We start from the raw sequence: 21,010 nt of genomic DNA, 5'->3' as shown, positions 1-21,010 counted from the left end.
ACATTATTTTTCACGCTCCAAATATTCATTTAAAGCTTTAATTGCATTTCCACGATGACTCACATCGCTTTTTTCTTCTGTAGTTAATTCAGCCATTGTTTTGTTTTTTTCTGGAAGATAAAAAATAGGATCATACCCGAATCCATAATCACCTTTACGTTCTGTTGTAATTTCTCCAGATACAGTTCCTTTGAATATATGTGTTGGTTCATTTGGCGCACTCATACTAATCACACATACAAATTGTGCCTTTCTATTTGTCTTACCTTCTAACTTTTTAAGTACTTTATCAATATTTGACTCATCATTTTTCTCAAGACCAGCATAACGTGCAGAATATACACCAGGCTCACCATTTAGAGCATATACTTCTAAACCACTATCATCGGCAATCACTCTTTTATTGAGTGCTTTAGCTGCCGCTTCAGATTTTAATCGTGCATTTTCTTCAAAGGTAGTACCTGTTTCTTCAACATCAAAGTCTTTTATAATTTCTGAAATGCCAATAACATTATCATTTGGAAAAATAGTTTTAAAGTCATTTATTTTACCTTTGTTGTTAGAAGCTATAACAATGTCTGCCACTTAAATCTTCCTTTCAATTCTGTTTTAAATTTAATCTAGTTTTATACGTTCAACTTCTACATCTAATTTTAACCATTGAGAAATGATATGTTTAATATGAACCGTATCACCTGTTGCAAAAAATCGATGTTTTGGATGTTGCGTATAGCTTGCATGTTCATTACTAAACGTAAGTAATGCACTTACTTCACGTGCAGTTTCAAGCCCAGAAGAAATAACTTTTTTATTTCCACCAAAATAATCATTAATGGGTTTATATAATAATGGATAATGCGTACAGCCTAAAATAACAGTATCGGCATCTGTGTTACGCCAATGTTTTAAAGTCTGATGTATTACAATACTAGTTATTGTAGGGTCATCATAACGCATTTGTTCAACGAGGGGTACGAAACCTGGACATGCTACCCCATATACTTCGACATTTGGGTTTATTCTTTTAATATGATGGCGGTAAGCTTCTGATTTAATCGTGCCCTCAGTACCTAAAATTAAAACTTTTTGATTTTTTGTAGTCATAATAGCGGTTCTAGCACCAGGTTCAATGACTCCAATAACTGGAATTGGTAATAACTGCTGTAAATGTTCTAACGCCACTGCAGTTGCAGTATTACAAGCAATGACTAACATTTTTATATCAAATTCCATCAGTTTATTAGCAAGTTGCGTCGTAAAAGTTTTTACTTCTTCTCCAGGTCTTGGACCGTATGGACACCTTGCGATATCGCCTAAATAATATATTGTCTCATTAGGAAGTTGTCGCATAATTTCTTTAGCTACAGTTAGTCCTCCCACTCCAGAGTCTATGACACCAATGGGTTTATTCATTTACATTCATCCTTATAATACATAATACGTTTATTTTACCATAGACAAACCTAATCATTCATTAATTGATATTTTTGCTCATTTTCATTTTACTAAATAAACATTTATATCCGTATTGAATTCCCCATTAATAAAAACCAGCAAAGTTTTTACTTTGCTGGCAAATATGTCATATTTAATTTACTTGATGATCAGAACCAAAGAAAGATTTAAACATATGGAACGATGTTTCACGGTTCATTGCTGCAATTGACGTTGTTAATGGGATACCTTTTGGACATGCATTAACACAGTTTTGAGAGTTACCACATTCTTGTAAACCACCTTCACCCATTAAAGCATTCAGTCGTTCATCTTTAGTCATTGAACCAGTTGGATGTAGATCAAATAAACGTACTTGTGAAATAGCTTGCGCACCAATAAATTTATTATTACGTGTTACATTAGGACACACTTCTAAACATACACCACATGTCATACATTTTGATAATTCATATGCTGTTTGACGTTTCTTTTCTGGAATACGTGGACCTGGGCCTAAATCATAAGTACCATCAATTGGAATCCAAGCCTTCATACGTTTTAAGTTATCAAACATTCTTGTACGATCAACCTGTAAATCACGAATGACTGGGAATGTACTCATAGGTTCCAAACGAATCGGCTGTTCTAATTGGTCAACAATGGCTGAGCAGGCTTGACGTGCACGACCATTAATAACCATTGAACAAGCACCACATACTTCTTCTAAGCAGTTCATATCCCATACTACTGGCGTTGTTTTTTCTCCTTTACTATTAACAGGGTTGCGTCTTATTTCCATTAAACAAGCAATCACGTTTAAATTCTCTTTATAAGGAATTTCAAATGTTTCTTCATACGCTTTTGCTTCTTGATTATCTTGACGTTTAATAATCAATTTAACTGTTTTTTGCGTGTGTTTTTCTTTTTTATGTGTTATTTCTTGATTATGTTGTTCATCTGTATGACGTAATTCTTCTGGAGTTTCTTTTACTGATTGATTGTTAGCCATCATTTTTTACCTCCTTTAGATTTACTAGTATAGTCACGTTTACGTGGTGGAATTAAACTGATATCGACAGGTTCATATGTGAATTTAGGTGCTTCATATTCACCTTGATATTCAGCTAAAGTTGTTTTTAACCATTCATCGTCATTACGATCTGGGAATTCTGGTTTATAATGTGCTCCCCGAGATTCATTTCGGTTATACGCACCAATTGTTATGACACGTGCTAGTTGCAACATGTTCCATAATTGACGTGTAAAGAATACAGCTTGGTTACTCCAAGTTTGTGTATCTTCCATATCAATATTTTGATAACGTTCCATTAACTCAACAATTTTTTTATCCGTTTCTAATAATTTGTCATTTTCACGTACTACTGTAACGTTTGCTGTCATAATCTCGCCTAATTCACGGTGAAGTTTATAAGCATTTTCAGTACCACGCATATTAAGTAATTCGTCGAAACGTTTTTGTTCTTCATCTACACGATTTTGGTAAATACTGTCATCTAACTCAGTATATGATGTTTCGATATTTTCAACGTATTTAATTGCATTTGGACCTGCTACTGTACCGCCGTAAATCGCTGATAATAACGAGTTAGCACCTAAACGGTTACCGCCATGTTGAGAGAAATCACATTCTCCTGCAGCAAATAACCCTTTAATAGTTGTCATTTGATCATAATCTACATATAATCCACCCATTGAATAATGTACTGCTGGGAATATTTTCATAGGTACTTTACGTGGATCATCACCAGTGAATTTTTCATAAATCTCAATAATACCACCTAATTTAACATCTAATTCATGTGGATCTTTATGAGATAAATCAAGATACACCATATTTTCACCATTAATACCTAATTTTTGATTGATACATACATCAAAGATTTCACGTGTTGCAATATCACGTGGTACTAAGTTACCATAATCAGGATACTTTTCTTCTAAGAAGTACCATGGTTTTCCATCTTTATAAGTCCAAATTCGACCACCTTCACCACGTGCTGATTCACTCATTAAACGTAATTTATCATCACCAGGAATTGCCGTAGGATGTATTTGAATAAATTCTCCATTTGCATATTTAGCGCCTTGTTGATACACGATAGATGCAGCTGATCCAGTATTAATCATTGAATTCGTTGTTTTACCAAAAATAATACCCGGACCACCTGAAGCCATAATAACAGCATCAGAACCGAAAGATTTAATTTCAGAAGTAGTTAAATTTTGAGCAACAATACCCCTTGCTGCATTTTCATCATCTTTAACTAATCCTAAAAATTCCCATCCTTCATACTTAGTAACTAAACCATCAACTTCAAAAGAACGAACTTGTTCATCTAAAGCATAAAGTAATTGTTGTCCTGTAGTTGCACCAGCATATGCTGTTCTATGATGAAGTGTACCTCCGAAACGTCTAAAGTCTAACAATCCTTCATTTGTTCTATTAAACATAACGCCCATACGATCTAATAAATGGATAATTTTTGGTGCAGCTTCAGTCATTGCTTTGACTGGTGGTTGGTTCGCTAAAAAATCTCCACCGTATACTGTATCGTCAAAATGAATCCATGGTGAATCTCCTTCACCTTTAGTATTTACCGCACCATTAATACCACCTTGGGCACATACAGAGTGCGAACGTTTAACAGGTACAATTGAGAATAAGTCCACATGTGCACCTTGTTCTGCAGCTTTAATTGTTGACATCAGCCCCGCGAGGCCACCTCCGACAACAATAATTTTTTTCTCTGCCATAGAATTGTCACTCCCCTAAAATATATCTGAAACTAACCTATTGATTCCTTTTATAACTATGCTTTTATTACTTTCATTTTTTATGCAAAAGCTAAAATTGCAGTCACACCTATGTATGACAGAATTAAGAAAATAATTAATGAAACCCATGTGAAAATACGTTGTGATTTTTTAGATTGTAAAAATCCCCATGTTACTAAGAATGACCAAATACCATTAGAAAAATGGAAAATGACAGCAATAACACAAATAATGTACACGATAACCCAAATTGGATTTTGTAACGTTTGATTCATCATGTCATAACTGATTTCTTTACCAAAGAAAAGTTTTTGTAAACGTGTTTGCCATAGGTGTACAAAGATGAATACGAAAGCAATAATCCCTGTTAACCTTTGTAACGCAAACATCCAGTTTCTAAATAATGAATAATGGCCGATATTTTCTTTAGCAGTAAAAGCAATATGAATACCATATAATCCATGATATAAAATTGGAATGTAAATTAAAATAAGTTCAGCTGCTAATAAAAATGGTAAAGATTCCATAAAGCCTGCAGCCTTATTAAAAGCCTCAGCTCCTTGAGTCGCTTGGTGGTTAACCATTAAATGAACAATTAAAAACGCACCAATCGGAATAATCCCTAGTAGTGAATGAAGACGTCTAAGATAAAATTCATTTTTAGACTTAGCCAAAAGGAGTCCCCCCTGTTATAAAACTTATAAATTTAATTAGCTTCTTTTTAAGATAGTACTATAAACGCATTTACTATTTTATTTAGTACTTGTATGTATAAACATATAATAGTTATAATGATTGTAAATTTTCTGAAAATTAAACAAATCAAACATCTCTTTTTATTAGATTGAGTATTATTATTTTTTATAACTACAAGTATGTCTTAAAAAAGTAAATACAATTAAAAATAAGACGAATAAATGAGATATACAAGTATTACACAATAACCATGCAACTACTATAAAATGATAATATTTCTCATTTAGAAAACGCTTCCATACTTTCTTAAAAAAATAAGCTTTTTGTTAACTATATTGTAACATTCTTTCTATATGTATGGGGTATGAAATTCAAAGTCATACCCCTTTTTTTGAATTAATCTTCTTTTAAAGCATATTGTAGATTTTCAGCTACCCTTTTAGGTAATCCTGCAGCTTTTAAATCTTCTATACTAGCTTCTTTCATTTTTTTAATGGAACCAAATGTTCTTAATAATTTTGTTTTTCGTTTACTTCCTATACCCTCTACTGTATCAAGAACAGATTGTAATCCAGTTTTTTGTCGGGTTTGACGATGGAATGTTATCGCAAAACGATGTACTTCATCTTGGATTCTATGGAGCAAATAAAAGGCTTGACTATTTTTCTTTAGAGGTACAACCTCAGCATTTGCACCGTACAATAATTCAGATGTTTGGTGTTTATCATTTTTTCTTAATCCAGCAACAGGAATGTCTAAACCTAGTTCATTTTCTAGTACATCTATGACACCAGACATATGTCCTTTACCACCATCAACGATAATAAGATCTGGTAATGGAAGACCTTCATTAAGTACACGCGTATAACGACGGCGTACAACTTCTCTCATCGACTTATAATCATCAGGACCTTTCACAGTCTTAATTTTGTATTTACGATATCCTTTTTTATCCGGTTTACCATCCACAAATGTTACCATTGCCGAAACAGGATCAACACCTTGGATATTTGAGTTATCAAATGCTTCAATTCTTATCGGTGTTTGAATACCCATTCTTTCACCAAGTTCTTCGATAGCTTTTATCGTTCTAGATTCGTCTTTAGCGATTAATTGAAATTTATTTTCTAGTGCAACTTCAGCATTATGATTAGCTAAATCAACCATTTCTTTCTTTGTTCCACGCGCAGGTTGAACAATTTTTGTATCAACTACAGAGTGAATGATATCTTTATCTAAATTTTTCGGTACATGTACTTCTTTAGGTAAAATATGTTGATTTAAGCTATAGAATTGTCCAATGAATGTATAAAATTCTTCTTCTTCTGTTTGTTGTAGAGGAATCATTGTTGCATCACGTTGAATCATATTTCCTTGTCTAATAAAGAATACTTGAATACACATCCAACCTTTAGAAACGCTATATCCAAAAACATCTCTAATTGTATTATCTGAAGACATAATTTTTTGTTTTTTAGTTAAATTACGAATATGTTGAATTAAATCTCTATATTCTTTAGCACGTTCAAAATCTAACTTCTCACTAGCATCTAGCATGCGTGTTTCAAGATTATGAAGAATTGTTTTATCTTCTCCATTTAAAAAGTCAGTAATTTCACGCGTCATTTGTGCATATTTTTGTTGATCTACATCATACACACATGGTCCCATACACTGACCGATATGATAATATAGACACAATTTATCAGGCATATTATCACATTTTCTAAAAGGATAAATACGATCTAATAATTTTTTAGTTTCCTGTGCTGAATATGCATTAGGATAAGGTCCAAAATATTTTCCTGTACCCTTTTTTACTGTACGAGTCACAAGTAAACGTGGATGTTTTTCTTTAGTAATCTTTATAAAAGGATAACTTTTATCATCTTTTAATAAAATATTGTAGCGAGGTTGATATTGTTTAATCAAATTCAACTCAAGTAATAATGATTCTGTCTCACTTGAAGTTACAATAAATTCGAAGTTGCGAATTTCACTAACAAGACGTGTAGTTTTTTCATCATGTGCACCAGTAAAATAAGAACGTAGTCGATTTCGTAATCGTTTTGCTTTACCTACATAAATAATTTGGTCATTTCGATCTTTCATTAAATAACAGCCTGGTTCAAATGGGACGACACTTAATTTATCTCTAATTTTTTCTTCGTAGTCGGTCATCCGTCTCCTCCTTTCTATTAACTTGACGTTCACATAAAAAAGACGGAGCGATTACATAACATGTAATGCCCCATTCTTTTATAATTGTACTAAATATTATAGATGTTTATCTAAAACTTCTGCTAAGTTTTCTTTAGGTTGGAAACCTACTACTTTATCTACTGCTTCTCCATCTTTAAATACGATTAAAGTTGGGATGCTCATTACTTCATATTTAGCAGCAGTAGATGGATTTTCATCTACATCTAATTTTAAGATGTCTGCTTTACCATCATAGTCTCCAGCTAATTCTTCTAACACAGGGGCGATCATTTTACAAGGTCCACACCAAGTTGCCCAAAAATCTACTAATTTAACACCTGATTGAATGTTTTCATCAAAATTTGAATCTGTAACTTTTACGATTGCCATAATTGCCAATCCTCCTTAAATATTAAATGATGAGCAAATTATAACAGACTTTCCATATATCTGCATTGCTCTTGCTCATCTTTATCACTATTTATTAATCTTGTCATAAACTTGTGTTAAGATTAAACGCTTGCTTTATTGTACGTCAAATTTTAAAAAAATCAACATTCTAGTTTTATATTATTTAAGTTCTGCTACTGTAACACCAAATCCGCCTTCACTTGGCATTCCACCACGAAAAGATTGAACACTTTTATGTTTTTTTAAATGATTTTGAACTGCTTTTTGAAGTGCACCTGTACCTTTACCATGAATAATATAAACCTGTTCATAGTTACTTAATACAGCTTGGTCAATATATTGATCTAAAGCTCCAACCGCTTCTTCATAACGATAGCCTCTTAAGTCTAATTCTGTTTTAATAGTTTGACGATTTTGGCGTGTCACCATTTTAGTTGGTTTTTCTTTTTTCTTTTTCATTTTTTCTAAATCTTCAATAGGTAATTTCATTTTGATAATACCCATTTGAACTACAGCTTCATTTTCTCCGCTTAATTCTAATACTTCGCCTTTTTGTCCATAAGATAATACTTTAACTTCATCGCCAGCATGAATATCATCCCATTTTTGTTTTTTTACATTTTGTTTTAAGGATTTAGCTTCATATTGATCTTCTAAATGTTTTTTCTTATCAATTAGTTCATGTTCTTTAACGTCGGCTCCTTTTTTATCTCGCATTTCTCTTAAATCTTTTAGAATGTCATCTGCTTCTTTTGTAGCTGATTTAATGCGTTGATTTGCTTTATCTTTAGCTTCATCCATTAATTTTTGTTCATAATTTTTATATTGTTGATACTGACGTTCCAAATCATCATGCGTTGTTCGTGCTTCTCTTAATAATTTTTCAAGCTCAATACGTTGTTCATCCACACGTTTAGAGTTTTTCTCTAATGACTCTATCATTGAATTAATTTCTTGTTCGTCTGTACCAATCATTGTTTTAGCTTTATTAATGATGTTTAATCCTAACCCTAATTTTTTGGAAATATCAAAGGCATTGGAACGTCCAGGAACACCCATTAATAATTTGTAAGTCGGGCTTAACGTATTCACATCAAACTCAACACTTGCATTCATAACGCCTTCCCGATTATAACTATAAGCTTTAAGCTCTGGATAATGTGTCGTTGCCATAACTAGCGAACCAATATCTCTCACATGATCGAGAATACTCATAGCTAAGGCAGCACCTTCACTTGGATCGGTTCCAGCACCTAATTCATCAAATAAAACAAGACTATTTTTATCTGTTTCTTTTAAAATTTCTACAATATTTTTCATATGTGATGAAAACGTAGATAGTGATTGTTCAATCGATTGTTCATCACCTATATCACAGTATACGTTTTCAAATACACTCAATTGACTGCCATCTAATGTAGGAATGAGTAACCCGGATTGAGCCATCACAATGATAAGTCCCAACGTTTTTAAGGTGACAGTTTTACCACCTGTGTTAGGTCCCGTAATAATAACCGTTTCAATATCATCAATAAATTCAATTGTATTTGCTACTACTGTATCTTTATTCAATAAAGGATGATAAGCATTAGGTAAATAAACCGTTCTTTCCTTATAAAAAGTAGGTTTTGTCCCTTTAATTGATCGTGCATAACGCGCTTTAGCTGTTAAGAAATCAATTTGACCCATAACTGACTCTGCCACTAAACAATTATTATCATTAGCAGCTACTAAACCTGTTAATTCTGTTAATATACGTTCACGTTCTACTGCTTCATCATTTCTTAATCGACTAATTTGATTATTCATTTCAACAATGGAAGAGGGCTCAATATAAAGGGTTTGTCCAGAAGCTGATTGATCATGCACAATCCCTTTAAAATCTTGTCGATATTCTGCTTTTACTGGTATCACATTGCGATCATTTCGCACTGTAATAATGGCATCTGAAAGTTTCTTTTGATTAGCTTGACTTTTAACAATACGATCTAAATTTTGTCTAATACGTTGAGTCGTACTTGATATTTTGCTTCGAATACCTTGCAATTCATAACTTGCATTATCATATAAATCATAAGCATCACATTTTTCATTTATTTCTTGATATAAATCAGTAAGTACAGGTAGTTGATTCATTCTTTCATTTAAAATTGGATACTTTATGACACCTTCATCTTCTTCAAGCAGTTGATTATAAAATGTTTTAAATTGATTTTGTACTTGTATCAACCGCTTAATTACATTTAATTCGGTAACATTAAGCACACCACCAATTTTAGCACGGTGAATTAATGGTGATACTTTTGATAAACCACTTAAACTAGGTAAACGATGTTTATTATAAATTTGTGATATTTCATCTGTCTCATTCATTTGAAATTCTACAGTTTCAAAATCAGTTGCTGGAGACATTTTAGACACTTTTTCACGTCCTAAATCACTTATCGTTTCAGAAGCTACAAATGATTTGATTTTATCAAACTCTAAGACGTCTAATGTTTTTTGTCTCATACAATCCCTCTATTTCTGTAATTTAATATTATTATTAATAAAGTTTTTAAAAGCGTCACGCGTCATTGTATTAATCACTCTATCTTTATTTACAAATCCTTTTTGCGCAGTAGCTACGCCATATTTCATAAAATCAAGATGATCCACATGATGGGCATCCGTATTAATTGTTAATTTAATATTTGGATATTTTTTAACAGTGGCAGCATTTAAATCTAATCGTTTTGGGTTAGCATTAATTTCCATTACCGTTTGTGTTTCTTCGGCAAGTTGCATCAACTGTTCTATATTAGGTTGATACCCTTCACGTCGCTCAATAATACGACCAGTTGGATGGGCAATATGTCTAACATAAGGGTTACGACATGCATGTTCTAGGCGCTTCATAATTTCTTCTTCAGATTGATTGAAACTTTGATGAATAGCTGCAATAACATAGTCAAGTTGCGATAGTATATCATCCTCATAATCTAATGATCCATCAGGTAAAATATCCATTTCTGTACCTGAGTAAATATCTATTTCTGTGTATTCTTCATTCAATTTTTTTATTTCTTCATTTTGACGTAATAGTCGTTCAACTTGTAATCCATGAGCAACTTTTAAACTCTTTGAATGATCCGTAATGACCATGTATTCATAGCCTTTTTTAATGTTTGCTTCAATCATCTCTCGTATAGAGAAAGCGCCGTCACTATACGTTGTATGCATATGAAGATCACCTTTAATATCATCTAATGTAATGATTGAGTTTAAATCACGATCAAACTCGCTGCCATCTTCACGTATTGCCGGAGCAATCCAATGTCTACCGAAGTGTTGGTAAATTTCAGCTTCACTTTGGAATTGGAGTAACGTTCCATCTTGTTGTTCGATACCATACTCACTTACTTTTTCATTTTGTGCTTTAGCAAGTTGTCTAATGCGAATGTTATGATCTTTGGAACCTGTAAAGTGCTGTAAGGTATGATAAAAGGCTTCTGGTTCAACAAGTCTAAAATCTACACCAATCGTTTCATCATCATATTCTAATTCAAGCGACACTTTCGTTTCTCCAACTGCGACTTCTTTCACTTTATTTGGAATATTTAAAAGTTGTTGTTGTACATGAAGAGGGTGTCGTGTACTAATAATATAGTCTAAATCTTTACTTACTTCTTTATAACGACGGAAACTACCTGCTTCAGAATAATGTTCAACTTCTTCTAATTGTTCTAGATAAGTCATAATATCTTTATTTAAATGTCGCATCAAATCAATAGGATAATGATCTTTTTTAGCTCCTAGTGCTTTTACTGCTTCAAGTATGTTTTGTTCTGTTTTTTTAGCAAATCCACTTAATTCACTAACTTTTCCCGCTTCACAAGCTTCTTGAAGACTTTCTTTATCTGTAATATTTAACTCTTTATATAACTTTGCAATTTTTTTACTACCTAAACCTTGAATTTTCATTAAAGAAATTAATCCTTCAGGAACTAAACGTTGCAATTCTTTTAAAGTTGATGAGGTCCCAGTTTCTCGATATTCGCTAATGACCTCTCCTACCCCTTTTCCAATTCCTTTTAATTCAGTAATATCTTTTATTTCATCTAAAGAGCGTTCATCTATTTCAAGACTTTGTGCTGCTTTGCGATAAGCAGACACTTTAAACGTATTTTCTCCATTCAATTCCATATATATAGCAATTTTTTCTAGTAGTTGAATTACATCTTTCTTTGTCATTACATTCACTCCATAAAAAGAGACCAGGAGGTTTATATCCATCACCTAGTCCTGACCTTTTATCTTTTTTATTTATAAATTTAGTATATAAGATGATAAAAACGGCATCTTAAATAGAATAATATGGCTTAAATAACCGTATTTTAAACTTTCTTGAATCCATTCATTAGGATATAAAGATACTAAATATAAAACAAGTTGCAGTACAATCACACTTGCAATACTACCTAATACGCTTCCCAATATTCGACTTGTAACATGAATATTATGATATGACACTATATTATCAAAAGTTACAATAATAAGATATAAAAGCAACTTACTTATAAAAGCAATACATAAAAATGCCACAATAGTATCAAAACGTTGTTGTACATCATGGTATTGAAATGCGAAGTGCGTGTCAAAAGCAACTGTTTTAGGAAATGGAACAAAAACAATCATTTGTTTTGATATATATTGGTAAAAACGATGCGCAATGAATAGTGAGACAAGTGTAGACGACAAATGAAGACTATTCAGCCAAAGGCCTCTTCTAAAACCAATTATCATATACATCAAAATAATAAGTATCATTACTAAATCTATAGTCATTTAGCTATCCTGATGTTTTAATTCATAAATCATTTGTTTTAATATTTCGTTTTCTTCTTCCAATTTCACTTTTTCGTCCATGATATTCACTGCAGTTAAAATTGCTTTTCTTGTTGTATCTAATCCTGCTGATTTACGTCCTAATAATCTTAGCTGTTCATCTACTAAATGTGCTACATAACGTATGTGTTCAGGATCATCGTCACCGATAATCGTAAAATTTTGATCATTGATCGATACATTAATACGATTTTTAAATTCTACCATTGTATTAACTCCTGACTTTTGATAATATTTTAAATTTCTTTGACTAATGTTTTGTTGAGTGAATAAGTAGATTATTATTATTATACATGAGTGTCTCTTATTTGTAATTATAGATTTAAATACTATTGATTTATACCACTAAACCTACGTTCTTATCTTCATTATGTTAAAGTATATCTATTAGAATTTTAAAAGAGAGGTTTAAACAAGTTATGGGAAATGTAGTACATAAATTAACTAATCAAGATATTGAGCAACTGATGAACCAAATTAACTTTAGTACATCCAATTTACCTAATGGGATGAAAGCAAGAACCAAATATCATGACACTGTCATTAGTATTTACAATTCTGGTAAAGTTATGTTTCAAGGAAAACGTGCTGAACATATAGCGCGTCAATTTTGTACTACTGATTCTGGAACTAATTCAAAATCTTCAAAGGCAGATGGTTTCCATAATATAACATATGATGATTATAACTGTATTGGTAGTGATGAAGCGGGAAGTGGCGATTATTTTGGCCCATTAACGGTTTGTGCTGCTTATGTATCTAAAGAGCATATAGATATTTTAAGAACGCTAGGCGTAGATGATTCGAAAAAATTAACAGACACTAAAATTATAGAACTTGCAGAACAACTGATTACCTTTATTCCTCATTCATTACTTACATTAAACAATACTAAATATAATGAAAGACAAGCACTAGGTTGGTCTCAAGTAAAAATGAAAGCAGTCCTTCATAATGAAGCGATAAAAAATGTAACTAACAAGATAGATACTAAAGCATTAGACTACATTGTCATTGACCAATTTGCAGAACGTAACGTCTACAAGCGTTATGCTCTAAGCGACTTACCTTTTCCAAATCAAACAAAATTTGAAACAAAGGGAGAATCTAAATCCCTTGCTATTGCAGCAGCAAGTATCATTTCTCGCTATGCTTTTATTAAGCACATGAATTCAATATCAAAAATGATGCATTTTGATATTCCGAAAGGCGCGAGTCATAAAGTAGATTTAATTGCTGCTCAAATTATTGAAAAATATAATATTAGTAAGTTAGATTCTATTTCAAAAAAACATTTTAAAAATCGTGATAAAGCATGGACATTGGTTAATAAAAAGTATCAATAAAGAACATTTTAGAATGCTATAAGATAGCACTACGACGATGTCTGAATTCATCAAATTCAGTATCGAGAATTGTTTCAACACTATTATTTACATATCGTGACACATCATTTGTGGGAACAAGTGCTGAAGTTTCTATCGATAAAGTAAGTTGAGTCATGCTAGAACTTTATACATAAGGTACCTCGTTAATTTAGTTTAGTGAAGTTTATTAAATTATACGAAAGGACCTTATTTTTAAAAGTATTTCAATGTAAAACTGTATATAAAAAGGATTTTAGCGAGACTCTTGTGGGAATACGATACGTTAAAGACTACAGACTAGATCTGTCCCCTAATAAAGAGAGTCAACTATACAAAGTATTGTAAATAATGAAACCAGTAAATGACTTTATAATAAACTCATTTACTGGCTATTTTTTTAGGATATATGTCCCAATCTCTTCTTTATTTTATTATCGAATTGTAGCGCCTTTAGCTTTTAATTCTTCTAAAATTTTATCATGCACTTTAGAAACACGTTCATCTGTAAGTGTATTTTCAGTATCTAAATAATTTAAACGAATGGCTACTGATTTTTTACCTTCTTCCAAGTGTTCACCTTCATACACATCAAATACAAGTGTATTTTTTAGAATGTCTTCACCATTTTCATGAATAATATCTAATAATTCTGATGAAGGCATGTCACGGTTTACTTCCATAGCGATATCTCTTGACACACCAGGGAATTTTGGAATTGGTTCATAATTAATGTAACCTACAGCTACTCGCATCATTGAATCATAATCTAATTCAAATACATATGTGCGTTTAAGATCATTTTCAGCTGCTAATTGAGGATGTAATTCTCCTACAAATCCTATCTCTTTACCTTCTAATGAAACAATCGCAGTTCTGCCTGGATGAAGGCCTTTAATTTCGCCAGCTTTATAAGTGAAATCTAAATTTAATTTTTCAGCAATTCGATCGACTACACCTTTAGCAATAAAGAAATCAATCTCTTCTTTTTTACCTTGCCAAGTATTAACTACATATTCTCCAGTTAGAATACCACTTAAATATTCTATTTCATCCGGTAATTCATCTTTGCCGTTACCAAAGAACACACGTCCAATTTCATATAATCTTACATTTTTATTTTTACGTGCTACGTTATAAGCTGTTGCTTCGATTAAATGTGGTAATAAGCTTTGACGTAATGTAGAATGCGCTTCACTCATTGGCATAAGTAGACTAATTGTAGGACGTTCTTGTAATGCAAAATCTTTGGCATGGTCTTTAGACACAAGTGAATATGTGATGGCTTGATTTAATCCTGCACCTTCGAGTGTTTCTTTTACTGTACGCGTTTTATATTGACGATCTGTCAATTTTCCACTAGTTACATCATCGAACACTGGTAAAGTTGAAGGAATATTATCATAACCGTATATTCTTGCTATTTCTTCAATTAAATCCTCCTTAATTGAAATATCTTTACGACGTGAAGGTACATATACTGTTAAAGTATCGGCATTTTGAATCGTTTTAAATCCTAATTGTTCAAAAATAGCTTTAATCTCATCATTTGATAAATTAAAACCAATTGTTTGATTTACTTTTTCGGCAGTAATATCAATTGGCGTAACAAGTGAACCTAAATCCCCTTGTGCCACTCTATCTTTTAATACTTCGCCAGAGGCATAATGTTCAAGTAAATAACAAGCTCTATCGACTGCTTCATTGACAAATTCTGTTGCAATACCTTTTTCAAAGCGACTTGAAGACTCACTACGTAAATTCAAACGACGTGATGTGTGACGAATAGATACAGGGTCAAAAATCGCACCTTCTACTACGACATTCATTGTTTGATCAGTCACTTCTGAAAAATCTCCACCCATAACACCAGCTAATGCAATAGGTTCTTTACCATTTGTAATAACGATATCTGTATCAATAAGAGTTCTTTCAGTATCGTCTAATGTTGTCATTGTTTCATTTTCATTCGCTTGACGTACAACAATATCTTTAGAACCCATATGATCTTGATCAAACATATGAAGTGGTTGACCATATTCGAGTAATACATAGTTAGAAATATCAACTACATTATTAATTGGACGGATACCAGCTTTAATTAAACGTGCTTGCATCCAAATAGGTGATGGTGCAATTCTCACATTTTTAACAACTCTTGCACTGTAATAAGGGACTTTTTCAGGGTTATCAACTGTCACTGATAACTCATCTGTTGCGGAAGTTTCAGTTTCGTTAAGCGTTGTGTTTGGTTTAGTCATTTCAGCTTGATATAACGCTGCAACTTCATATGCAGTTCCCACCATACTTAAAGCGTCTGCACGGTTAGGTGTTAAATCAAATTCCATAATTTGATCATTAAGATATAATGCGTCTAGTGCATCAGTTCCTGGTGTCACTTCATTAGGAAATACGAAAATTCCATTTTCATAATCTTTTGGTACAACATTACTTGAGACACCAATTTCTTGTAAGGAACAAATCATACCTTCCGAACGTTCTCCGCGTAATTTGGCACGTTTTATTTTAATCCCTCCAGGTAAACGTCCACCTACTTTAGCTACAATCACATATTGATTTTCATCAACATTAGGTGCTCCACAAACAATTTGAACAAGTTCTTCTTCACCTATATCAACTTGACAGATATTCAATTTATCTGCATCTGGATGTTTTTCTTTAGATGTTACATATCCTACTACTAAATTTTTAATATCTTTTGAGTAATCTATAATATCTGCTACTTCAATACCTGTACGTGTAATACGCTCAGCTAAGTCTTTAGCAGGTACACCAGCATCTACGTAATCTTTTAACCATTCATTTGAAATCAACATTATGCTTCACCTCTATCTTCTACAGCTTTAAATTGATTAAGGAATCTCACATCATTTGTATAGAAATGACGAATGTCTTCGATTCCGTATTTTAACATTGCTATACGATCTGGCCCCATACCAAATGCAAAGCCAGAATATTCATTTGAATCAAAACCGGCCATTTCTAGAACATTAGGATGTACCATACCTGCACCTAAGATTTCAATCCATCCAGTATGTTTACATACATTACATCCTTTACCTTTACATTTGAAACAAGAGACATCTACTTCCACTGATGGCTCTGTGAATGGGAAATAACTTGGTCGTAATCGAATCTCACGATCAGCCCCAAATAATTTTTTAGCTACTAACTCTAACGTTCCTTTCAAATCACTCATTTTAATATGTTTATCTACTACTAAACCTTCAATTTGTGTAAATTGATGACTATGTGTAGCATCATCTGAATCTCGTCGATACACTTTCCCAGGACAAATAATTTTTACTGGTCCTTGACCGTGACGTTTTTCCATTGTACGTGCTTGCACTGGAGACGTGTGCGTACGCATCAAAATCTCATCTGTAATATAAAAACTATCTTGCATATCTCGGGCTGGATGTGATTTAGGAAGATTTAAAGCTTCAAAATTATAATAATCTTGTTCTACTTCGTATCCGTCAACAATTTCATATCCTAATCCTAGGAATAAATCTTCAATTTCTTCAACTGTTCTAGTTAATGGATGTTTTGAGCCAATATTAATTTGACGACTAGGTAATGTAACATCAATTGTTTCCTCAGCAAGTTGTTGGTTTAACTTTTCATTTTTTAATAATTCTTGTTTTTCTTCAAGTTCATTTTGAATTGCTTGTCTTAATTCATTTACTTTTTGTCCATAAGCTGGCTTTTCTTCATTTGGTAAATCTTTCATATTTTTCATTAAACCACTTACAGAGCCTTTTTTTCCTAGATACTTTACTTTGACATCTTGTAAAGCACGTTCATCTTGCGCTTCGTTAATGTCTACTAAAGCTTGTTGTCTTAATTCTGTCATTGAATCATTTTGAGTCATGACTTACACCTCATACTTTCTATTTATCATAAAATTTGCTTTATTAAATTAAAAAAAGACTTTCATCCCTAAATAACTGGGACGAAAGCCTTCCGTGGTACCACCCAAATTTATGCTTAAGCATACACTTGTTAGCATTGTTAACGAAGATGCACTCCGACTTAAATTTCTTTAAGTAACCAAAAAGGTGAAAAAAACTAATGTAAATTGAAGTAAGTTTCAGTCACGCTTACTTTCCCTGTGCAATTAATCATTTAGTTTACGTCTTTTTATCGGTTTATATTTATCTTTAATAAACATATCATTTTAATTTTGTATACAATTAAGTATAGTCGATTTTAAATCAAAAGGTCAACCTTTCAAATGATAAAGCAAAATACTTCCAGCAATCGCCACGTTTAAACTTTCCGCTTTGCCGTATATAGGTATAATAAGATTTTGCGAGGTATGTGCTAATAATTCTTTATTAACACCTTCTCCTTCATTACCAAGTAATAAGGCAAATGTGTCTTGCGATTCGATGTTTTTATAAGACACAGCATTTTCTAAGGCTGTACCATATACTGGGCCATCAAATTGTTCAATAAATTTATTTAATTCTGTTGTGACAATAGGAATGTGAAATACACTTCCTTGACTTGCTCTCATTACTTTGTCTTGGTATGCGTCTGCTGTACCTTTTTCCATTACAACCATATCTATACCCGCAGCATCTGCTGTACGAATTAACGTGCCTAAGTTACCAGGATCTTGTATACGATCAAGTAATAACACTTGTTTCGCTTTTGAGATATCATGTTTAGGTTTTTCAATAACTGCAAAAAAACCTTGTGGTGTAATAGTCCCTGATAATGATTCAGCCACTTTCATATTAATTTCGTAAGCTTCTTTTGCATACTCTAAAAGTCTAGAATCTGTTCTTTCAGGCTCAATTACAAATAATTGTTTAATCATTATATTACTTTTAAATGCTTCATCAATTAAATGTATCCCTTCGATGAGAGCTAATCCTGTTTTATCGCGTTCTTTTTTCTTTTTAAGTTTATTTGCTAATTTAATTTTATTATTTTGTGTTGAAGTAATTTGTTCCATAATAGTCTCTCCAAATTATTTTTGATAGCAATGGTATAAATTGAGATAATATAAAAAAAGAGTGGGATAGAATTCATAATGAATTCGTATTCCACCTTTTTTTAATAGATATAAATTATTTAGAAACGACTTCTTCACCATTGTAAGAACCACAGTTTTTACATACGCGGTGAGATAATTTGTACTCGCCACAGTTTGGGCATTCAGTCATACCAGGTACTGAAATTTTAAAATGAGTACGACGTTTATTTTTTCTAGTTTTAGACGTTCTTCTTTTTGGTACTGCCATGATATATCCTCCTTAATATTAAAACACATAATCTCAAGTATTCGGTCATTTAATTATTATACTATAAATTAAATTAACCTGCTATTACTCTTTATCATATAACTGTTGTAATTTTTGAAGCCTAGGATCAACGTGGCGTGTTTGGGAATCGTCGTTATCTTTAGAATGTTCAAGCTCAAGCGCTTGTTCTTCATCAATAACTTCCCAACCGTTACCTTCTGTAAGCATTTGATCACTATTCTCAGAAAATGCACGCATTGGCTTCTCAATAATAACCAATTCTTTAGCAATATCTCGGATATTAATCATACCATCTGTAGCAAGATGATAATGTTCATCTTCATCTACTTCTTCTTCGGTATAACTATTATAACCTTCTAAATCAAATATTTCGGAAGTTCTGACATCAAGTGGCACATCTACAGGCACTAATGTACGAGCACAAGGCATAGTATACGTACCAGTAACATGCATATCTGCTATCACTTCATTTGATTTTATGGTTAATTCACCTTCGATATTTACTTCTGATAAATCAATCAGACCTAAAGGTTCTATTAAATCGTCAAAGTTCACCTTTTCATTGAATTCAAAAGGTTTACCTTGATATTTTCTCAATTGCGTTATTGACCATTTCATATGGCTTCACCTCTAACAAACACAAAATTTATTTTAACTTTACTATAATAAGTTGTCAAGATTTTTTCTTAACATCTTATTATCTGTTACAATACTAATAATGAATACTGAAAGGACGAATTGCAAATGAAAAGTGTTGGATTGATTACAGAGTATAATCCATTTCATAACGGTCATGCTTATCATGCGCAACAAGCTAAAACACAGTCCGATGCAGAGATCTCTATTGCAATCATGAGTGGTAATTTCGTTATGAGAGGTGAACCTGCTATTTATAACAAATTCCTACGTACACAAATGGCACTTTCCAATGTCGATTTAGTTGTTGAGTTACCCCTTATCGCTAGTCTTTCTTCAAGTGATTATTTTGCACATATAGCTGTTCAAGTTGCTCGTTACCTAAATGTTGATACTATTGCTTTTGGAAGTGAAACGCCTGATATAACTCGCCTTAAAAACGTTGCAAATGAAATAATCAATTTAGAACATAGTTCAACTTTTAATCAAAAAGTAAAAGAAGGTAGTAATTATGCAAAAATTATAAATGATTTAATTAGCGATAATACTTTACTAAAAATGCCTAATAATATTTTAGCAATCACTTACTTAAAAGCTATACAACAATTTGCACCTCACATGAAAGGACTTGCTATCCAACGTGTGCATGCTCATCATCATGATGCGACAATTGAAACATCATCCTTTGCAAGTGGTTCTGCAATTAGGCAGTCGTTAATCACTCAAGCAACTCAGTGGACTACAGTTGTTCCCTCTTCAATTCAATCACTGTATACAACACCTCATTTAACTAAAGAGGATACATTTAGCTTGATTAAATATCATATCTTAAGTCATTCAATTCATGAAATGGCTCATATATACACTATATCTGAAGGACTAGAACATCGATTAAAAAAATATATTAATCAAGCAACTTCTTTTGAATCCTTTATGTCTTTACTGAAGACAAAACGCTTTACCTATACTCATTTACAACGCATACTTATGCAAATTCTTTTAAATGTAAAAAAAGAAGATTCTATTCAATCCATTTCAGCTGTAAGAATTTTAGGAATGAATCGTCGCGGACAAAGTTATCTCAAACAATTAAAAACCAAATTTCCAGAGCGTCAATTCATCACTAATATTAATAAAACATCTGCTCATTTTTTTAAAAATGAAATTAAAGCTACCGATATTTATAACTTATTATCAGGTCAAAAGAAAAATGATTTTAATACACCTGTAATTAGATTAAATAATTGAATTAAAGCGTATGGAACATTTCATTTCTGTTCTATA

At 32.2% G+C, this 21,010-nt stretch carries 19 protein-coding genes; 2 read left to right on the top strand and 17 right to left on the bottom strand.

The window, feature by feature from the left end; all coding sequences use genetic code 11:
• Positions 1–3 precede the first annotated feature (3 nt).
• The 11 genes from CD034_RS03885 to zapA form a co-directional block, all read right to left on the bottom strand.
• Positions 4–585: an XTP/dITP diphosphatase gene (locus tag CD034_RS03885; RefSeq protein ID WP_002449992.1), complete on the bottom strand. Its 582-nt coding sequence runs from the start codon at positions 583–585 to the stop codon at positions 4–6.
• Positions 586–615: 30 nt separating this feature from the next.
• Positions 616–1,413 carry a glutamate racemase gene (gene racE / locus CD034_RS03880; RefSeq protein WP_049431689.1) on the bottom strand — a complete coding sequence of 266 codons (798 nt, stop codon included), beginning with the start codon at positions 1,411–1,413 and terminating at the stop codon, positions 616–618.
• 175 nt (positions 1,414–1,588) lie between these two features.
• Positions 1,589–2,446 (bottom strand): succinate dehydrogenase iron-sulfur subunit, encoded by an 858-nt coding sequence (gene sdhB, locus CD034_RS03875; RefSeq protein WP_077700543.1) that lies wholly within the window; start codon positions 2,444–2,446, stop codon positions 1,589–1,591.
• A complete protein-coding gene (sdhA, locus tag CD034_RS03870) occupies positions 2,446–4,212 on the bottom strand; it encodes a succinate dehydrogenase flavoprotein subunit (protein ID WP_002450011.1) in 1,767 nt (588 codons plus the stop codon). The genes sdhB and sdhA overlap by 1 nt, the downstream gene beginning before the upstream one ends.
• 80 nt (positions 4,213–4,292) lie before the next feature.
• Positions 4,293–4,907, bottom strand: a complete 615-nt coding sequence (locus tag CD034_RS03865) for a succinate dehydrogenase cytochrome b558 subunit (protein ID WP_002449979.1) — start codon at positions 4,905–4,907, stop codon at positions 4,293–4,295.
• A gap of 418 nt (positions 4,908–5,325) precedes the next feature.
• The gene (uvrC, locus tag CD034_RS03860) at positions 5,326–7,110 is read right to left on the bottom strand and encodes an excinuclease ABC subunit UvrC (protein WP_103288151.1); all 1,785 of its coding nucleotides are present in this window, start codon (positions 7,108–7,110) and stop codon (positions 5,326–5,328) included.
• A gap of 96 nt (positions 7,111–7,206) precedes the next feature.
• Entirely contained in the window at positions 7,207–7,521 is a 315-nt protein-coding gene (gene trxA, locus CD034_RS03855) for a thioredoxin (RefSeq protein ID WP_002449989.1), read from the bottom strand.
• 180 nt (positions 7,522–7,701) lie between these two features.
• Positions 7,702–10,053 (bottom strand): endonuclease MutS2, encoded by a 2,352-nt coding sequence (locus CD034_RS03850; RefSeq protein ID WP_049431698.1) that lies wholly within the window; start codon positions 10,051–10,053, stop codon positions 7,702–7,704.
• A gap of 9 nt (positions 10,054–10,062) precedes the next feature.
• Entirely contained in the window at positions 10,063–11,775 is a 1,713-nt protein-coding gene (gene polX / locus CD034_RS03845; protein ID WP_002488667.1) for a DNA polymerase/3'-5' exonuclease PolX, read from the bottom strand.
• A 72-nt stretch (positions 11,776–11,847) separates the two neighbouring features.
• Positions 11,848–12,369, bottom strand: coding sequence for a CvpA family protein (locus CD034_RS03840; RefSeq protein WP_002455474.1), 522 nt, complete (start codon positions 12,367–12,369; stop codon positions 11,848–11,850).
• Complete coding sequence (gene zapA, locus CD034_RS03835) at positions 12,370–12,636, bottom strand: cell division protein ZapA (RefSeq protein WP_002449984.1); 267 nt, start codon at positions 12,634–12,636, stop codon at positions 12,370–12,372. It lies immediately after the preceding gene.
• A 212-nt stretch (positions 12,637–12,848) separates the two neighbouring features.
• Between zapA and rnhC the strand changes: the two genes are divergently transcribed.
• Complete coding sequence (gene rnhC, locus CD034_RS03830; protein ID WP_002455475.1) at positions 12,849–13,775, top strand: ribonuclease HIII; 927 nt, start codon at positions 12,849–12,851, stop codon at positions 13,773–13,775.
• Between the two features lie 16 nt (positions 13,776–13,791).
• Here the strand turns inward: rnhC and CD034_RS11195 are convergent, their stop codons facing one another.
• From CD034_RS11195 to CD034_RS03805, 6 genes are all read right to left on the bottom strand, one after another.
• Complete coding sequence (locus tag CD034_RS11195) at positions 13,792–13,932, bottom strand: hypothetical protein (RefSeq protein WP_037554444.1); 141 nt, start codon at positions 13,930–13,932, stop codon at positions 13,792–13,794.
• Positions 13,933–14,227: 295 nt separating this feature from the next.
• Positions 14,228–16,630, bottom strand: a complete 2,403-nt coding sequence (gene pheT / locus CD034_RS03825) for a phenylalanine--tRNA ligase subunit beta (RefSeq protein WP_049431703.1) — start codon at positions 16,628–16,630, stop codon at positions 14,228–14,230.
• Positions 16,630–17,688 carry a phenylalanine--tRNA ligase subunit alpha gene (gene pheS, locus CD034_RS03820; RefSeq protein WP_017175722.1) on the bottom strand — a complete coding sequence of 353 codons (1,059 nt, stop codon included), beginning with the start codon at positions 17,686–17,688 and terminating at the stop codon, positions 16,630–16,632. The genes pheT and pheS overlap by 1 nt, the downstream gene beginning before the upstream one ends.
• A 351-nt stretch (positions 17,689–18,039) precedes the next feature.
• A complete protein-coding gene (locus tag CD034_RS03815) occupies positions 18,040–18,780 on the bottom strand; it encodes a TrmH family RNA methyltransferase (RefSeq protein WP_002488712.1) in 741 nt (246 codons plus the stop codon).
• Positions 18,781–18,895: 115 nt separating this feature from the next.
• Positions 18,896–19,069: a 50S ribosomal protein L32 gene (gene rpmF / locus CD034_RS03810; RefSeq protein WP_001830121.1), complete on the bottom strand. Its 174-nt coding sequence runs from the start codon at positions 19,067–19,069 to the stop codon at positions 18,896–18,898.
• Positions 19,070–19,153: 84 nt separating this feature from the next.
• On the bottom strand, positions 19,154–19,708 hold the full coding sequence (locus CD034_RS03805) for a YceD family protein (protein ID WP_103288150.1): 555 nt from the start codon (positions 19,706–19,708) through the stop codon (positions 19,154–19,156).
• 126 nt (positions 19,709–19,834) lie between these two features.
• On the opposite strand from CD034_RS03805, the gene CD034_RS03800 reads away from it, so the two are divergent.
• Positions 19,835–20,974, top strand: a complete 1,140-nt coding sequence (locus tag CD034_RS03800) for a nucleotidyltransferase (protein ID WP_077700419.1) — start codon at positions 19,835–19,837, stop codon at positions 20,972–20,974.
• Positions 20,975–21,010: the final 36 nt, after the last annotated feature.

Origin of the sequence: Staphylococcus hominis subsp. hominis (genome assembly GCF_002901845.1) — a bacterium.
GTDB classification, from domain to species: Bacteria; Bacillota; Bacilli; order Staphylococcales; family Staphylococcaceae; genus Staphylococcus; species Staphylococcus hominis.
Note: the sequence above shows the minus strand (reverse complement) of the source record. Positions and strands in the feature narration are given on the sequence as shown.

Bases quoted from the DNA above. Each gene is read 5' to 3' on its own strand.
- pheT (WP_049431703.1), bottom strand. From the start codon at position 16,630: ATGTTGATTTCAAATGAATGGTTAAAAGATTACGTAGATGCTGGTGTA.
- CD034_RS11195 (WP_037554444.1), bottom strand. From the start codon at position 13,932: ATGACTCAACTTACTTTATCGATAGAAACTTCAGCACTTGTTCCCACA.
- sdhB (WP_077700543.1), bottom strand. From the start codon at position 2,446: ATGGCTAACAATCAATCAGTAAAAGAAACTCCAGAAGAATTACGTCAT.
- CD034_RS03805 (WP_103288150.1), bottom strand. From the start codon at position 19,708: ATGAAATGGTCAATAACGCAATTGAGAAAATATCAAGGTAAACCTTTT.
- pheS (WP_017175722.1), bottom strand. From the start codon at position 17,688: ATGACTCAAAATGATTCAATGACAGAATTAAGACAACAAGCTTTAGTA.
- CD034_RS03840 (WP_002455474.1), bottom strand. From the start codon at position 12,369: ATGACTATAGATTTAGTAATGATACTTATTATTTTGATGTATATGATA.
- rnhC (WP_002455475.1), top strand. From the start codon at position 12,849: ATGGGAAATGTAGTACATAAATTAACTAATCAAGATATTGAGCAACTG.
- zapA (WP_002449984.1), bottom strand. From the start codon at position 12,636: ATGGTAGAATTTAAAAATCGTATTAATGTATCGATCAATGATCAAAAT.
- CD034_RS03850 (WP_049431698.1), bottom strand. From the start codon at position 10,053: ATGAGACAAAAAACATTAGACGTCTTAGAGTTTGATAAAATCAAATCA.
- CD034_RS03800 (WP_077700419.1), top strand. From the start codon at position 19,835: ATGAAAAGTGTTGGATTGATTACAGAGTATAATCCATTTCATAACGGT.
- rpmF (WP_001830121.1), bottom strand. From the start codon at position 19,069: ATGGCAGTACCAAAAAGAAGAACGTCTAAAACTAGAAAAAATAAACGT.
- CD034_RS03815 (WP_002488712.1), bottom strand. From the start codon at position 18,780: ATGGAACAAATTACTTCAACACAAAATAATAAAATTAAATTAGCAAAT.
- polX (WP_002488667.1), bottom strand. From the start codon at position 11,775: ATGACAAAGAAAGATGTAATTCAACTACTAGAAAAAATTGCTATATAT.
- sdhA (WP_002450011.1), bottom strand. From the start codon at position 4,212: ATGGCAGAGAAAAAAATTATTGTTGTCGGAGGTGGCCTCGCGGGGCTG.
- racE (WP_049431689.1), bottom strand. From the start codon at position 1,413: ATGAATAAACCCATTGGTGTCATAGACTCTGGAGTGGGAGGACTAACT.
- trxA (WP_002449989.1), bottom strand. From the start codon at position 7,521: ATGGCAATCGTAAAAGTTACAGATTCAAATTTTGATGAAAACATTCAA.
- uvrC (WP_103288151.1), bottom strand. From the start codon at position 7,110: ATGACCGACTACGAAGAAAAAATTAGAGATAAATTAAGTGTCGTCCCA.